The sequence below is a fragment of the Anaerococcus nagyae genome, assembly GCF_040364225.1.
Lineage (GTDB): Bacteria > Bacillota > Clostridia > Tissierellales > Peptoniphilaceae > Anaerococcus > Anaerococcus nagyae.
Genome location: NZ_AP031484.1, coordinates 1,055,464 through 1,071,507, shown reverse-complemented (window position 1 = coordinate 1,071,507; position 16,044 = coordinate 1,055,464). Strand labels below are relative to the sequence as shown.

The window sequence follows — 16,044 nt, the reverse complement described above, 5'->3', positions numbered from 1 at the left end:
GATATAATGGAATTTAAAAGAAGCCACATGTGTGGAGAATTAAGAAGTGAAAATATTGGACAATCTGTAGTACTTATGGGATGGGTTGCCAAAAAAAGAAATCTTGGATCATTAGTATTCTTTGATCTAAGAGATAAGACTGGTATTACCCAAGTAGTTGTAAGAGAAGAAGATGAAGTAAATCATGAACTAGCAAGTCATTTAGGAAGTGAATACGTCGTTGAGGTTAAAGGTGATGTGCGCGAAAGGGAATCTAAAAATCCAGATATTCCAACAGGTGACATAGAAATTGTTGTAGAAAAAATAAATATCTTAGATAAGGCAAATACACCGCCAATATATATTAAAGATAATGATGATGTAGCTGAAAATTTGAAATTAAAATATAGATATCTAGATATGAGAAAGCCTTCTGTACAAAAAAATCTTAAACTAAGATCAGATATCATTCGTACAGTAAGAGAGTACATGTATAACAACGATTTTACAGAAGTAGAAACACCATTTTTAACAAAGCCTACACCAGAAGGTGCACGTGATTATGTAGTACCATCTCGTTTAGAACCAGGTGAATTTTACGCTCTTCCTCAATCACCACAGCTATTTAAACAAATTCTAATGATTGGATCATTGGATAGATATTTCCAAGTTGTAAAATGTTTTAGAGATGAAGATCTAAGAGCTAATAGACAACCAGAGTTTACCCAATTAGATATGGAATTATCATTTGCAAATCAGGATGATGTAATAGCAGTAAATGAGGGTCTTATAAAGGAATTATTTGATAAATATACAGATTATGATCTAACTCTTCCAATTCCTCGTATGGATTATAGTGAAGCTATTAATTCTTATGGCTCAGACAAACCAGATTTAAGATTTGGTTATAAAATTAATGATATTTCAGAAATATGGAAAGACAGCGAGTTTAAAGTATTTGCAAGTAATACTAGTGATGGAAAATCTGTAAGAGCTATAAATTTTAAAAACTTAGCAGATAAATATTCTAGAAAACAATTAGATAAGTTAACTGATTTTGTAAAAGATTATGGTTTAGGTGGTCTATCTTACATTAAGTACGGTGATAAAGTAAATTCATCTATTAGTAAGTTCTTAACAGATGATATCTTAAATGCAATGGTAGAAAAACTTAATATAGAAGATAATGATTTAGTTTTAATAGCTGCAGATAAGGATAAAAAAGTTTTAGAGGGTCTAGGAGCTTTAAGAAATAAAGTTGCTCGTGAGAATAATCTTTATGAAAAAGAATATGCCCTAACATGGGTAGTAAATTTCCCAATGTTTGAATATAGCGAAGAAGAAGATAGATACGTTTCTCAACATCATCCATTTACAATGCCTAATGAAGAAGATATTGATCTTTTAAAGACTCATCCAGAGAAAGTTAGAACTCAAGCTTACGATATAGTTATAAATGGTGATGAAATGGGCGGTGGATCTGTAAGAATTAACAACTCAGAACTTCAAAAAGAAATATTTGAAGCATTAAACTTAACAGATGAAGATATCGAAAAGAAATTTGGTTTCTTTATTGAAGCTTTAAAATACGGCACACCACCTCATGCAGGTCTTGCTTATGGACTAGATAGGTTGTTAATGTTATTTGCAAAAACAAATAATATAAAAGATGTAATTGCATTTCCAAAAACTCAATCTGCAACCTGTCCATTGTCTGAAGCACCTACAAAAGTTGATGAAAATACCCTTGAAGAACTATCTATAAATATAAGGAGTGATAGTAATGGCAATGATGATTAAACAAGGAATTGTCCTTGATAATGATAATGGAAAATTGACAATAAGTGTTGGTAGATCAGAAGCTTGTGGAGCTTGTGCTGCAAAAGAATCATGTGGACAAAAAGATGAAACCATTATAGAAGCTTATTCTACTGATGACATTAATACTGGAGATAAGGTTATATTAGAAAGTAGATCCCAAGATATAACAAAATACTCTATATATGTATATGTACTTCCAGTTGCACTTATTGTAATTGGAGCAGTTTTACCTAATTTATTATTTAAAAATTCAGGTTTAGATATAAATTTATTGACTCTTATATCAATATTAATGTTTTTTGCTATATCATTTGTTATAGTAAAAAAAATTGATAATAAGCTAAAAGATAATAATGTTATGAAAGTGAGAAAAATATAATGGATTATTCCCTTATTAAAGAGTTTGATCCAAAAGCCTATGAATTTTTAAACAAAGAAGTTCATAGGCAAGAAAATAATATTGAACTCATTGCATCAGAAAACTATGTAAATAAGGAAATTTTAGAATCTTGTGGTAGTTTATTAACAAATAAATATGCTGAGGGTTTACCTGAAAAAAGATATTATGGTGGCTGCGAAAATATAGATACAATAGAACAATTAGCTATAGATCGTGCTAAGAAACTTTTTGGAGCAGATCATGCTAATGTTCAGCCACATTCAGGCTCCAATGCTAATATAGCAGCTTATTTTGCCCTACTTAAACCTAAAGATAAAGTTTTAGCAATGGATCTTACAGAAGGTGGACACTTAACTCACGGATCAAAAGTTAATTTTTCTGGAAAACTATATGATTTTCATCATTATGGTGTAAATTATAAAACTGGAAGGATCGATTACGATTATGTATTAAAAAAAGCAAAAGAAGTGAAACCTAAACTTATAGTATGCGGGGCTAGTGCTTATCCTCGTGAAATTAATTTTAAAAAGTTTAGAGAAATAGCAGATGAAGTAGGTGCTTTACTAATGGCCGATATGGCTCATATAGCAGGTTTAGTGGCAGCAGGCGAACATCAAAATCCAGTTTTATATTGTGATGTTGTAACATCTACAACTCATAAAACATTAAGAGGTCCTAGATCTGGATTCATACTTTGTAAAGAAGAATATGCTAAAGCTATAGATAAGGCTGTTTTTCCAGGACTACAAGGTGGACCGTTAGAACATATTATCCTAGCAAAAGCTTTAGGATTTAAACAAAATTTAGAACCATCTTGGAAAGATTATGCTAAACAAATTAAATTAAATGCAAAGTCTATGGAAAAAGCTCTAAGAGAACATGACTTTAAAATGATTTCTGATGGAACAGATAATCATCTCTTATTAATTGATTTAACAAATAAAAATATAACAGGAAGAGAAGCTCAAGATTTACTTGATAAAGTTTATATAACTACAAACAAAAATACTATTCCTAATGAAAAGCTTTCTCCTAATATAACTAGTGGTCTAAGAATAGGGACAGCTGCAATTACAACTAGGGGTATGAAAGAAGGGGAAGCTCAAAAAATAATTGAGCTTATTTCAAGAACATTAGATAAAAAAGAAAATTTAGAGATTATTAGAAAAGAAGTACTAGATTTAACCTCTAAATTTCCAGTATATGGAGTTTGATATGGCTATGCCTATAGTAACCCTAGTTGGTAGAACCAATGTTGGGAAATCTACACTATTTAATAGACTTGTAGGAAAGAAAAAATCAATAACTGAAGATGTAAGTGGAGTAACTCGAGATAGAATCGTTGATAAAGTAGAATGGCAAGGAGATGAATTTCTTCTTGTGGATACTGGTGGTCTTGATATTTCCAATAAGGAGATGATGAATCAAGAAATAAAATCACAAGTAGAAAAAGCTTTGCTAGAAACTGACTTAATACTATTTGTAGTAGATGGTAAAGAAGGTATTAATCCATATGATGATGAAATTGCAGGTGCTATTCGTCATTATAAGAAAAAAGTAATAATAGTAGCTAATAAAATAGATAGCCATAAAATACCCGATCATATCTATGACTTTTATTCATTAGGATTTGACGATCTAGCCATTATTTCAGCTGAACAAAGTAAAGGTTTGGGAGATTTATTAGATAAGATTTGCGAAAATATCGATTTTCAAGCTTACGAAAATATTGAAGATGAAACAAGAATTGCTATAATTGGTAAACCCAATGCTGGTAAGTCTTCTTTAGTTAATTTACTTTTAGATGATGATAGGATGATAGTTACTAATGTAGCAGGAACTACCCGTGATGCGGTTGATTCTTATTGGACCTATAATGATAAAAATTATGTATTAATAGATACGGCAGGTCTTAGACGTAAAAAAAAGGTTAAAGAAAGTATAGAATTCTATGCCAATCAAAGAACTTTCGATGCAGTTGATAGTGCAGAAATAGTATTATTTTTAATTGATGCAACAGTTGGAATTACTGAGCAAGATACAAAAATAGCTGGTTATGCTCATAATCAACGCAAAGCAATAATTATTGCTATAAATAAATGGGATGTAGTAGAAAAAGAAACTAATACCATGAAAGACATGGAAAGAGATATAAGAAACAAATTGGGATTTGCTTTATATGCACCAGTTATTTTTATTTCAGTTCTTAAAAATCAAAGAATTGATAATCTTTTAGATATGATTGAAGTTGTAGATAGTAATTATCATACAAGAATTTCTACTGGTGTATTAAATAATATTTTACAAGATGCAATTATGCTTAATCAGCCTCCACAGGATAAAGGAAAAAGACTTAAGATATACTATATGTCTCAAGTTGGCACTGCACCTCCAAAGTTCATGTTATCAGTTAATGACAGAGAATTAATGCATTTTTCGTATATGAGATATTTAGAAAATCAAATAAGAAAAAATTATAATTTAATAGGGGTACCGTTTAGTTTTATTCTAAAGGAACGAGGAGGATCTGATCGATGATTATTTTAGTTGCTATTATAGCTTATATTTTAGGTTCGATTCCATCAGGATATATTATAGGAAAAACTTTTTTTGAAACTGATATTAGAGACTTAGGCTCAGGAAATATAGGCTCTACTAATGCTTTAAGAAATTTTGGCAAAAGAGCTGGAATGGCTACTTTTATTCTAGACATATTAAAGGGATTTTTAGCTGTATTAATTGGAAATAAGTTAGATGGATATAATGGCATGTCTATAGCCTTTTTATTTGTTGTTTTGGGCCACATGTATAGTTTGTTTTTACACTTTAAAGGTGGCAAAGGAGTAGCAACAAGTTTTGGAGCACTCTTATACATAGACTATAAATTTGCATTAATTTTGATTGGTATTTTTGCTCTAGTAGTTTTAATAAGCCATATAGTATCTTTAGGATCTTTAGTAGCAACACTAGCTGCTGCTATTGGTGGATACATAAAATTTGGAAATGCCTATGTGTTTTGGGTATTACTTATTATAACAGTATTAATATTTTATAGTCACAGATCAAATATAAAAAGACTAGTAAATAAGGAAGAAGCTAAAATATTTTAAAGTTTAATGATAATCTATTGAAATTTTAAATTGGATTTTTATTATCATACATTTTACGTTATAATAGTAATATATAATTAATAAAGTAAAGGGAATATTATGTTTGACAAATTTAAAGATTTTATTGGCATTGACGATAATTACGACGATTATGATGATGAGCAATTATACTATGATGATGAAGAAGGTACAACAAAGAGTTCTTCTAGAGAAGCTTATACAAATTTACTAGATGAAAAAGAAGAAAATGACGATCAATCAGTAACCTACGAAAGTGGTTATTCATCACCATCTAGTTCAAATTCAACATATAGTTCAACATCTACAGAATATCAAGCAAAGCCATACACTAGCACATCTAATTCTAGCTCAAGTAACTATCAAAGATCATCAAGAAGAGGAGATAATATAGTAAGCATGACAGAAAGTAATTTCAGTAGCAGATCATCAATGAGAATTTCTATTCAAGAACCACTTGATTATGAGAAAGACGCACCAAATGTAATTGATGATATTCTAGATAAAAAAGTAGTAGTATTAAACTTAGAAATGGTTGATGCAGATATGAGACAAAGAATATTTGATTTCGTATCAGGAGCAGTCTATGCCCTTGAAGGAACTGTAGAAAGAGTTACTAAAGGTATATTTGTTATAAGTCCAAAAGGTGTTGAAGTTGATAGTAGTGTTACCGATCAAATTTCTGATGGCAACTATAACCAATTATAAGATCGATTAATTCGATCTTTTATTTTTTATGAGTTTAGTCTATAATTTAGATTTTATAACAGATAAAAGTAAGAAATCTTCCATAAAAAAAGCACTATCAATTCTTGAAAGGGCTTACTATAAAAATATAGAAGAGTATAGCTTCTTTTTAGATCCCTACGAGCAATATATCTTAGAATCAATATCAAGAAAAAATAATATTGATATCAAATTTATTGGAGCTAATAAATTAGCGGAACGAAAAATATTTGTTGCTAATTACTATTATGAACCTATAGATGAATCTAACTATATAAAAGTTTTAGAATTTAGTCATGATGGACTTAGTCATCCAGATGTTTTAGGTGGCTTAATGAGTCTTAATTTAAGTAGAGAATCTATAGGTGATATAGTTATTAGCGATAATAAATGTGAATTTGCTGTGCTAAAGGAAGAAGCTTCTTTTATAAAGTTTAATCTGAATAAGATAAAAAGACAACATGTTGATATAAATTTTAAAGAGGATGATAAGCTTGATATGACTAAAGATTCCTTTGATCTTATGACAGGTTTCGTGTCTTCTTTGAGATTAGATAATATAATTTCAGAGCTTGCAAATATATCTAGATCAAAAGCAAAAGATATAATTAAATCAAAAAATGTAAAAGTAAATTTTGAAATTATTGAAAACCCAGGAAAGAATATAAAAGAAGGCTCTATGATTTCTATAAGAAAAGAGGGAAGATTTATATTTGACCAGGTCTTAGGAGAAAGTAAAAAAGGTAATTATCATATTGCCTATAGGAAACTAGTATGACATACATAATAATTATTATTTTAGGTGTTATTCTTGATAGAATAACAAAGATACATGCAATTAATAATTTTATAGATAATCCATATAATGGAACTATATTAAATTTTACTTATTTAGAAAATAGAGGTGCAGCTTTTGGAATTTTGCAAGATAATAGAGCATTTTTCATTATTTTAACTATAGTCATAATAGGATATTTAATATATTATTTTATTAAACATTACAAAACCAACACTACTTTATTAAATATTGCTATAACTTTTATAATTACAGGAGCCTTGGGTAACTTTTACGATAGGCTAGTAAAGACTTATGTAGTAGATTTTATTGAATTTGCCTTTGTTAATTTTCCTGTATTTAATGTTGCTGATATATTTGTTACTGTGGGAAGTATATTAATAATTATTTATCTATTATTTTTTGAAGAAGGTGAAAAGAAAAATGAGCGTTAATATTGGTAATGACTGGGATCTATTACTAGCTGATCAATGGGATTTGCCCTATTATAAAAATTTAAGAAAAAATCTTATAAAGGAATATAAAAATTATACGGTTTATCCAAATATGTATGATATTTTTAATTCATTAAAGTCAGTACCTTATAAAGATTGTAAGGTAGTTATCTTAGGTCAAGATCCTTATCATGGTCCTAATCAAGCCCATGGATATGCTTTTTCTGTAAAAAAAGGAGTAAAAACACCTCCTTCACTATTAAATATTTTTAAAGAAATGCATGATGACATAGGTACTTTTATACCTAACAATGGAAATTTAATAAAATGGGCAGATCAGGGAGTTTTACTATTGAATACATCTTTAACTGTGAGAAGTGGAGAGGCTAATTCCCATGAAAGGTTAGGATGGGAGATACTTACTGATAGGATAATAAAGTTATTAAATGATAGGGATAAACCAATGGTGTTTATACTTTGGGGTAGAAATGCTCAATCTAAGGAGAAATTAATAACAAATCCCAATCATCTGATAATAAAATCAGTTCATCCATCTCCATTATCTGCTAGAAGAGGATTCTTTGGATCCAAACCATTTTCTAAAACAAATGGCTTTTTAAAATCAATTGGGGAAGAACCCATTGATTGGCAAATAGAGAACTTATAAGTGGTTCTCTATTATTTTTTTGCTTAAATTTAATATATTTTTATAATTATATATATAATTTTCACGAATTATAAGCAAATTTGGATCAACTTTCATATTACTTTCATTAGTTAATTCAAATGTATTTAGGCACACATAGCCAGTATTTTCTTTATCAAATTTTCCATATATTAACTGTAAGTTAATCTCTATATCTTTATCATTTACCGTTAATTCATAAAAATTAGATGTAAAGTATGATTTTTGTATATTATTTGAGCTTATTAACTCTATATGTCCTATATCATTATTAATCAATATAGATTTTAAAGTTAATATATTGTCTTCTAAATTAATAGAAAGTTTTTTGTCAAAATGATTTTCTACATTTGCTAATTTTTCAGTAGATATAAGGTCGTTTTCGTTATGAATCATTATTGGTTTCGGCCTATTACGCTTTTTTATATCTTCACTTAGCTTACTAATAACGTTGTATCTACTAGGGTCGTTTCTGTAGATACCAATATATTTTTCTATATCTGTCAGTTTCATGGATTTAAAGTCAAAGTATTTACGCTTAGACGATATTATTTTATATATATCAATACTTTCTGGGAAAATTGGTAAGAGCATATACTTACTAAGTCTATAATTTAAAAATGGTATATCAAATTTATCTCCGTTATAGGTGATAATTGTTTTGTTTTTTACTTCTCTTAAATATATTTTAAGAAGCCTTTTTTCTTCACTGTTATCCTGAGCAAAATATTGAATTATATAACATTTATTTTTTTCATATCTTATAAGGCCTAAAAGAACTAGGTTATCGATAGTAGGATCTAGTCCTGTAGTTTCAATATCTAATATTATTTCATCTTTATTTAAATTTTCTGCATTATATAACTTTTTATATTTAATCATGTAATTATTATACTTTATTTGTAATTATAAGAATTACTAATATAATATTATAGTTAAAAAAAGATATTTTGTTATTACAATAATATTTTAGTAAGGGGAGTATGATGATTTATTTAGATAATGCAGCGACAACTAAAATTTGTAAAAAAGCACAAGAAGCTAGAGCTTTTGCTGAAGAAAGTGCTTTTGCTAATTCTTCTTCTTTACATAGTTTTGGAATGAAATCCAATGCCTTAATTATAAAAGCAAAGGAAATTATTAGCTCAGTAATAGATTCTAACCCAAATGAATTATATTTTACAAAAGGAGCAACAGAAGCTAACAATATTGTTATATCATCCTTAAGTGGAGAGAATTCTATAGCATTAACATCATCAATTGAGCATTCTTCTGTCTATGATAGTTTTTCTAATAATGAATATAAAGAAATAGTATATTTAAAAAATGATAACTATGGTTTTATCGATTTAGATGATTTAAAAAATAAACTTAATTCTGATGTAAAATTGGTGTCACTTATATATGTAAACAATGAAATAGGAACAATACAAGATATAAAAGCTATAAGTAATATAATAAAATCTTATGATAAAAATATCATTTTACATATAGATGCTACACAAGCTTTAGGTAAGATTAGTTGCGATGTTAACAAACTGGGAGTTGATTTGATGAGCTTTTCCTCTCATAAATTTCACGGCCCAAAGGGAGTAGGTGGACTTTATGTTAGAAAAGGAATATTAAATAAGATAAAACCTGTTTTATATGGAGGCCACCAGCAAGTAATATCAAGTGGTACAGATAATCATCCTGAAATATATGCTATGTCCATAGCACTAGAAGAACAAATAGCATCTAATGAGTATGAACATGTTAATGAACTTAACTTATATATGAGAGACATTATTTTAAATAATATAAAAGAGTGTAGAATTAATACACCACAAGATAACTATTCCCCATATATTTTAAGTGTTGGGTTTTCTAATATAAAATCAGAAGTACTGTTACACATGTTTGAAGATAAACAAATCTATGTTTCAAGTGGATCTGCCTGTTCAAAAGGTGATAATAATAGGATTTTACTAGGACTTGGAATTGATAAAAAATATAGTGATGGAGTAATTAGATTTTCTTTTTCAAATGATATTAGTAAGAAAGATTTAGATTATACATTAGATGTATTAAAAGAGAGTATAGATACAATAAGAAAGGTGATGTAATGCAAGCACTATTAGCAATAAGCTTTGGTGAATTATTTTTAAAAGGAGCCAATAGAAGAATTTTTTACGATAGGTTAGTAAAACATATTAAATCTAATATTGAAAACATTGGCTATAAGGACATGTACTTAGAAAGTGCAAAGCTATATATAGAATCTGATGAAGATAAATATGAAAAATTAATAGAAGAAATCAGTAAAGTTTTTGGAATTGCATATATAGATAAGGTATATAGATGCGAAAAAAACATTGATGACATTTATGAAACAGCTAAATATATAATAGCTAACAATCATTCTAAAAGCAAAGAAACCTTTAAGGTTGAAACTACTAGAGTTGATAAATCATTTCCCTATAAGTCTCCAGAGCTTAGTGCAGAGATAGGCAGATTAGTACTTGATGATTTTAATAATCTATCAGTAGATATACATAATCCAGATTTTAAGATTTATGTAGATATAAAAAACAGGGTATACGTATATACTGAAAGACATCAGGGATTAGGAGGCCTACCATTAGGCACTAGCGGAAGCGGGTTATTACTATTATCTGGAGGGATAGATTCACCTGTGGCAGGATTTATGATGGCTAAAAGAGGTATGAAAATTAATGCTGTTCATTTTCACTCATATCCTTTCACATCAAAACAAGCTCATCAAAAAGCTATCGACTTGGCGAAGCTTATGGCTAAATACACAGGACCAATGAAGTTTTATTCTATAAATTTAGCGGAAATTTATAAGGCCATTGCCACTAATTGTGATAGAAGAGAAACCACAATATTATCTCGTAGAATAATGATGAGAATAGCAAATGAAATAGCTAAAAAAAATTCATACCAATCTTTAATTACTGGAGAATCTCTAGGTCAAGTAGCTTCACAAACTTTAGAGTCGATCGCAGTTATTGAAGAATCTTCAGATCTACCAATACTAAGACCATTAATTGCAATTGATAAACAAGATATAGTAGATAAAGCTATTAAAATAAATACTTATGAAAAGTCTATAGAGCCATATGATGATTGTTGTTCAATCTTTGCGCCTAATAAACCAGTGACAAAGCCAAAACTACATTATATAAAAAAGAGCGAAGAAAACTTAGATATTGAAAAATTAGTAAAAGAAGCTCTTTTTAATATGGAAATAATAGAAATTTAAATTACTAGTTTGACAAAAGTTTGGATATATAGTATCATTTAACGGTAAACCGCACAGTTTAGGTTCTGATCACCTACGCTGGCGAGAATCTAAGAATAAAGGAGGACACCTATGTACGCAATAATTAAAACAGGTGGCAAACAATATAAAGTATCAGAAGGTGACTTAGTAAGAGTAGAAAAATTACCTTACCAAGTTGGTGAAACTGTTGATTTTGAAGAAGTACTACTAGTTGCTGGTGATGAAGATGTTAAAGTTGGAGCACCAATAGTTGAAAATGCTAAGGTTACAGCTACAGTTGAGGACCAAGCAAAAGATAAAAAAATCGTAGTATTTAAATACAAACCTAAAAAAATGTATAGAAAAAAACAAGGTCACAGACAACCTTATACTTTAGTTAAAATAGATAGCATCTCATGCTAGGTAAATGATTAAAGTAACTACACTTTATGACAAAGATACTTTAAAAGGCTTTAAAATTATAGGACATGCTGATTATGGTGAGCATGGAAAAGATATAGTTTGTGCAGCTGTTTCTATGCTTGCATATACAACAGTAAATTCACTTGATAGTTATAATTATGAAGTTGATTTTTCTGATGATGAAGAAATTATGGAATTATTAGTAAAAAATCCATCACATGATTCTGAAGTAATTTTAAATACTTTTAGTACAGGTATTCGGACACTAACACAAAGTTATGGTGACTTTGTAGAGGCTTATACAACAATATTATAAGGAGATATGAAATGATTTTAAATATTAACTTACAAAGATTTTCAAGTAAAAAAGGGGTATCTTCTTCAAAGAACGGTAGAGATTCTGAAGCTAAAAGACTTGGAACCAAAAGAGCAGATGGTCAATTTGTAAACGCTGGAACAATTATCGTTAGACAAAGAGGAACAAAAATTCACCCAGGCAACAACGTAAAAAAGGGTGGAGATGATACACTTTATGCTAAATGTGAAGGAATCGTAAAATTTGAAAGAAAAGGACGTGACAGAAAACAAGTTTCTGTTTATCCAAAACAAGATATTGCTTAAAAAATAGAAGCTTGCCTTTTCGGCAAGCTTTTTTTCATATGAGAGGATATTTATATGATTGATTATGCAAGAATAAATCTTAAAGCAGGAGACGGCGGTAATGGAGCTGTTGCTTGGAGACGTGAAAAATACGAACCTACTGGAGGTCCTGCTGGAGGAGATGGTGGAGATGGGGGTAGCATAATAATAAAATCTACTAGAAATCTCTCTACTCTAGATGACTTTAAATATAAGACAAGATACAAGGCGCAAAATGGTGAGCCGGGTGGAAAGTCTAAAAAATTTGGTAAAAAAGGTGAAAATCTTATATTAAAAGTTCCTGTAGGTACAATTTTAAGAGAAGCAGAATCTAATACTATTATAAAAGACTTTAAACTTGATGGTGAAGAATTAATTATCGCGAGAGGTGGTCGTGGTGGTAGAGGTAATGTTCACTTTAAAAACTCTATAAGACAAGCACCTAGATTTGCAGAAAATGGAAAAAAAGGTCAAGAAATTGATTTGGTTTTAGAGCTAAAAGTATTAGCAGATGTGGGATTAGTAGGACTTCCTAATGTAGGCAAATCTACTTTAATATCTGTAATTACTTCTGCTAAACCTAAAATAGCAAATTATCACTTTACCACTTTAGATCCAAATCTAGGAGTAGTAAATATAGATAAAGAGAGATCTTTTATTGTTGCAGACATACCAGGACTTATCGAAGGAGCAAACGAAGGTCAAGGGTTAGGTCATGATTTTTTAAAACATATAGAAAGATGCAGGCTATTAGTCCATTTAGTAGATATATCCGGTATTGAGGGTAGAGATCCAATAGAAGATTTTAAGCTTATTAACAAAGAACTCTCTCTTTACAATAGTAAACTATCAGATAAACCGATGATTGTAGCACTTAATAAAATAGATTTAGACTTTAATGATAATGCATCTAAGTTTATAGAAGAATTTAAAGAATCTTACAAAATATTTAAAATTTCAGCAGCTACAACTGAAGGTATAAGAGACTTGCTAGATTCTACCTATGATCTTTTATTAGAATCAGAGGATAAGCAATATGATTTAATAGAGGATGCTGACAATACATTTTTAGAAGAATACTACAACAAAGAAATAGATTATGACTTAGAATTTACCAAAGAAGATAATATCTATATAGTTTATGGTAAGAGAATAGATAATCTTTTGGAAAGAGTTAATCTAGAAGACTATGATTCAAGAATGTATTTTGAACAAAAATTAAGAGAAATGGAAGTTTTTGATAAACTTAAAGAAATGGGGATAGAAGAAGGAGACAATGTAGCAGTAGGAGATATTGTATTTGAATATTTTGACTAGGAGGACTTATGTTAACTGGTAAAAACCGTGCAATGCTTAAAGCAGAAAGCCATGATTATAAACCTATAATAAATATAGGAAAATTTTCTGTATCAGATGATGTAATCAGGGCAATAGAAGAAGCACTTGAAGCAAGAGAATTAATTAAAATAAAGATATTAAATAATAATTTAGATGATCCCGATGAAATTTTACAAACTATCTTAGAGAAAACTAATTCGGAATTTGTAAATCATATGGGTAGTATTTTTACAATATATAGAAAAAACAAAGAAAATAAATTTAACTTATAGGCATATTGATGAAAATAGGATTATATGGCGGTACTTTTGATCCAATTCATATAGGGCATTTGATAGTTATGGAAAACACTCTTAATTATATGAAACTAGATAAAATAATAGTATTACCAAGTGCTAACCCGCCTCATAAACAAAACAAGAAGAAAACAGAAACTTCAATCCGTGTAAATATGGTTAAAGAAGCTATAAAAGACAATGATAGACTAGAACTATCTACTTTTGAGTCTGATGATGAAAAAGTAGTTTATACTCACCAAACTTTAAACTATTTTAAAGAAAAATATCCTAATGATGAATTTTACTATATTATGGGCGAGGATTCATTAATGAGTATAGATACATGGTCAAACTACCAAAAGATCTTAAATGATAGAATTATAGTATTTGCAAGGACCAGTATAAATGAAGATAGCCCTTTAATAAAAAAAATAAATGAAGTAAAAAAAGATAACGAAAAAATTTATCTTATTGATAATCTAAATGTAAATATTTCATCAACGCTAATAAGATCTTTAGTTAAAGAAAAAAAGAGTATAAAGTATTTAGTTCCTGATCCAGTTATTAAAATAATTGAGGAGTATAAGCTTTATGTATGATTTGGAAAATTGGAAAGAACAGTTACTATCTGATATAGGAGATAAAAGGTTTAAACATAGCATGAGAGTTATGGAAACTTCTATTGAACTTAATAAAAAATACAATATTGATGAAGATAAACTAAAAACAGCAGCTATTTTACATGACTGTGCTAAATATAATGAAGATAAATATTATAATTTATATGGAAAAAATTTAGAAAGTTATCAAAAAGAATTTAAGCAAGTCTTACATTCTTTTTTAGGGGCGGAAGTTGCTAGATTAGTGTATAATATAAAAGATGAAGAAGTTTTGGATGCAATAAGATTTCATACAACTGCTAAGGAAAATATGAGTGATTTTGAAAAAATTATATACCTTGCAGATGCCATAGAACCTAAAAGAGATTATCCGGGTGTGGATAAAATTAGAAGTCTTGCTAAAAAGGATTTAGATCAGGCAATGCTTTATAGCTTGGACCATAATATAGAATTTATAATTTCAAGAAAAGCTCTTATTCATCCACTTACTATAGATGCAAGAAATTTCTTAATTAAGGAGAAAAATGAATAAATTAGAAACAATACTTAAAGTATTAGATGATAGAAAAGCAGAAGATGTAAATATCATAGAACTAGATGATTCCTCTATAGCAGATACCTTTGTTGTAGCTACAGGTACTTCAGTTATTCAAACTAAAGCTTTGGCAGATTATATTGAAGAAGAATTAGAAAAAAATGGTTATTCGTTATTATCTAAAGAAGGTTTTCGTGAAGGAGAATGGATACTTATGGATGCTGAAGATATCATAGTTCATATATTTACAAGAAAACAAAGAGAATTTTATGGCATTGATGATTTATGGGAAGAATAGTCTTTCCATAAATTATTAGCCTTTTATTAGTGTTTATAAAATGAATGATAAAAATAAAGACAAAATTATAGTTGGTTTAATAATAGCTATAGCTTTATTATTAGGAAATAACATAGTAAAAAGTCATTCTGATAAAACTATAGGCAATAAGCAAAGTCTTTTTGAAGCAGAAGATGATATGATTTTAGATAGTAATCAAGCATCATCCGAAAACTTTGCCGAAGATATTAAGGAAGATTCAGAAAAGAAAGTACATATAAGTGGAGAAATTAATCAAGAAGGGGTCTACATAATAGATGATGGTGATAGACTAGATGATTTGATTAAACAAGCAGGTGGATTAACAAGTGAAGCTAATGTTAATAGTCTTAATCTGGCTATGAAGTTAGAAGATCAAATGAAAATTTATATACCAAATAAAAATGAAATTCCTGCTGAAGAATTAACTACACAAATAGTGACTTCTCCAGAACTATCTAATAATTCGGATAAAATTAATATAAATCAAGCAAGCAAAGAAGAACTTATGTCTTTGCCAAATATAGGCGAAAAAAGAGCTGAAGCTATAATTGAATACAGAAATATAAATAAATTTGAAAATATAGAAGATATAAAGAACGTAACTGGAATTGGCGATAAATTTTTTGAAGCCATGAAAGATTTAATAACTGTATAGGTG

Annotated in this window: 21 protein-coding genes; 20 read left to right on the top strand and 1 reads right to left on the bottom strand. The window is 28.9% G+C overall.

Going from position 1 to position 16,044, the window contains the following annotated elements; genetic code table 11:
• The first annotated feature begins 6 nt into the window (after nt 1-6).
• The 9 genes from aspS to ABXG81_RS05185 all read left to right on the top strand — a co-directional run bounded on the left by aspS (nt 7) and on the right by ABXG81_RS05185 (nt 7,951).
• Nucleotides 7-1,779 carry an aspartate--tRNA ligase gene (gene aspS / locus ABXG81_RS05225; protein WP_209813963.1) on the top strand — a complete coding sequence of 591 codons (1,773 nt, stop codon included), beginning with the start codon at nt 7-9 and terminating at the stop codon, nt 1,777-1,779.
• Entirely contained in the window at nt 1,763-2,179 is a 417-nt protein-coding gene (locus ABXG81_RS05220) for a SoxR reducing system RseC family protein (RefSeq protein WP_209813966.1), read from the top strand. Before aspS ends, ABXG81_RS05220 begins: the two co-directional genes overlap by 17 nt.
• Complete coding sequence (gene glyA / locus ABXG81_RS05215; RefSeq protein ID WP_117521603.1) at nt 2,179-3,414, top strand: serine hydroxymethyltransferase; 1,236 nt, start codon at nt 2,179-2,181, stop codon at nt 3,412-3,414. The genes ABXG81_RS05220 and glyA overlap by 1 nt, the downstream gene beginning before the upstream one ends.
• Nucleotide 3,415: 1 nt before the next feature.
• Nucleotides 3,416-4,738, top strand: a complete 1,323-nt coding sequence (gene der, locus ABXG81_RS05210; protein ID WP_117521605.1) for a ribosome biogenesis GTPase Der — start codon at nt 3,416-3,418, stop codon at nt 4,736-4,738.
• Entirely contained in the window at nt 4,735-5,310 is a 576-nt protein-coding gene (gene plsY / locus ABXG81_RS05205; protein ID WP_117521607.1) for a glycerol-3-phosphate 1-O-acyltransferase PlsY, read from the top strand. Before der ends, plsY begins: the two co-directional genes overlap by 4 nt.
• A gap of 99 nt (nt 5,311-5,409) precedes the next feature.
• Nucleotides 5,410-6,036, top strand: coding sequence for a cell division protein SepF (locus ABXG81_RS05200; protein WP_117521609.1), 627 nt, complete (start codon nt 5,410-5,412; stop codon nt 6,034-6,036).
• A 28-nt stretch (nt 6,037-6,064) separates the two neighbouring features.
• A complete protein-coding gene (locus ABXG81_RS05195) occupies nt 6,065-6,832 on the top strand; it encodes a YlmH/Sll1252 family protein (RefSeq protein ID WP_209813968.1) in 768 nt (255 codons plus the stop codon).
• Complete coding sequence (gene lspA, locus ABXG81_RS05190; RefSeq protein ID WP_117521613.1) at nt 6,829-7,284, top strand: signal peptidase II; 456 nt, start codon at nt 6,829-6,831, stop codon at nt 7,282-7,284. Before ABXG81_RS05195 ends, lspA begins: the two co-directional genes overlap by 4 nt.
• Nucleotides 7,274-7,951, top strand: a complete 678-nt coding sequence (locus ABXG81_RS05185) for a uracil-DNA glycosylase (protein WP_209813970.1) — start codon at nt 7,274-7,276, stop codon at nt 7,949-7,951. Before lspA ends, ABXG81_RS05185 begins: the two co-directional genes overlap by 11 nt.
• Here the strand turns inward: ABXG81_RS05185 and ABXG81_RS05180 are convergent.
• Nucleotides 7,946-8,851: a ribonuclease H-like domain-containing protein gene (locus ABXG81_RS05180; RefSeq protein WP_209813972.1), complete on the bottom strand. Its 906-nt coding sequence runs from the start codon at nt 8,849-8,851 to the stop codon at nt 7,946-7,948. The genes ABXG81_RS05185 and ABXG81_RS05180 overlap by 6 nt on opposite strands.
• Before the next feature lie 104 nt (nt 8,852-8,955).
• Here ABXG81_RS05180 and ABXG81_RS05175 point away from each other — a divergent pair, with 104 nt between their 5' ends.
• The 11 genes from ABXG81_RS05175 (at nt 8,956) to ABXG81_RS05125 (ending at nt 16,041) form a co-directional block, all read left to right on the top strand.
• Nucleotides 8,956-10,074: a cysteine desulfurase family protein gene (locus ABXG81_RS05175; RefSeq protein WP_209813974.1), complete on the top strand. Its 1,119-nt coding sequence runs from the start codon at nt 8,956-8,958 to the stop codon at nt 10,072-10,074.
• The gene (gene thiI, locus ABXG81_RS05170) at nt 10,074-11,234 is read left to right on the top strand and encodes a tRNA uracil 4-sulfurtransferase ThiI (RefSeq protein ID WP_209813976.1); all 1,161 of its coding nucleotides are present in this window, start codon (nt 10,074-10,076) and stop codon (nt 11,232-11,234) included. The genes ABXG81_RS05175 and thiI overlap by 1 nt, the downstream gene beginning before the upstream one ends.
• 111 nt (nt 11,235-11,345) lie before the next feature.
• The gene (rplU, locus tag ABXG81_RS05165) at nt 11,346-11,657 is read left to right on the top strand and encodes a 50S ribosomal protein L21 (protein WP_117521623.1); all 312 of its coding nucleotides are present in this window, start codon (nt 11,346-11,348) and stop codon (nt 11,655-11,657) included.
• A 4-nt stretch (nt 11,658-11,661) separates the two neighbouring features.
• Complete coding sequence (locus ABXG81_RS05160) at nt 11,662-11,973, top strand: ribosomal-processing cysteine protease Prp (protein ID WP_117521625.1); 312 nt, start codon at nt 11,662-11,664, stop codon at nt 11,971-11,973.
• Nucleotides 11,974-11,984: 11 nt separating this feature from the next.
• A complete protein-coding gene (gene rpmA / locus ABXG81_RS05155) occupies nt 11,985-12,278 on the top strand; it encodes a 50S ribosomal protein L27 (RefSeq protein ID WP_117521627.1) in 294 nt (97 codons plus the stop codon).
• Between the two features lie 54 nt (nt 12,279-12,332).
• Nucleotides 12,333-13,613, top strand: coding sequence for a GTPase ObgE (obgE, locus tag ABXG81_RS05150; RefSeq protein ID WP_288222875.1), 1,281 nt, complete (start codon nt 12,333-12,335; stop codon nt 13,611-13,613).
• Nucleotides 13,614-13,621: 8 nt separating this feature from the next.
• On the top strand, nt 13,622-13,906 hold the full coding sequence (gene yhbY, locus ABXG81_RS05145; protein ID WP_288222874.1) for a ribosome assembly RNA-binding protein YhbY: 285 nt from the start codon (nt 13,622-13,624) through the stop codon (nt 13,904-13,906).
• 8 nt (nt 13,907-13,914) lie between these two features.
• Nucleotides 13,915-14,511 (top strand): nicotinate (nicotinamide) nucleotide adenylyltransferase, encoded by a 597-nt coding sequence (gene nadD / locus ABXG81_RS05140; protein ID WP_117521633.1) that lies wholly within the window; start codon nt 13,915-13,917, stop codon nt 14,509-14,511.
• The gene (gene yqeK, locus ABXG81_RS05135; RefSeq protein ID WP_316122103.1) at nt 14,504-15,064 is read left to right on the top strand and encodes a bis(5'-nucleosyl)-tetraphosphatase (symmetrical) YqeK; all 561 of its coding nucleotides are present in this window, start codon (nt 14,504-14,506) and stop codon (nt 15,062-15,064) included. Before nadD ends, yqeK begins: the two co-directional genes overlap by 8 nt.
• Nucleotides 15,057-15,365, top strand: a complete 309-nt coding sequence (gene rsfS / locus ABXG81_RS05130) for a ribosome silencing factor (protein ID WP_117521637.1) — start codon at nt 15,057-15,059, stop codon at nt 15,363-15,365. The genes yqeK and rsfS overlap by 8 nt, the downstream gene beginning before the upstream one ends.
• Before the next feature lie 40 nt (nt 15,366-15,405).
• Complete coding sequence (locus tag ABXG81_RS05125; protein WP_353528440.1) at nt 15,406-16,041, top strand: helix-hairpin-helix domain-containing protein; 636 nt, start codon at nt 15,406-15,408, stop codon at nt 16,039-16,041.
• Nucleotides 16,042-16,044: the final 3 nt, after the last annotated feature.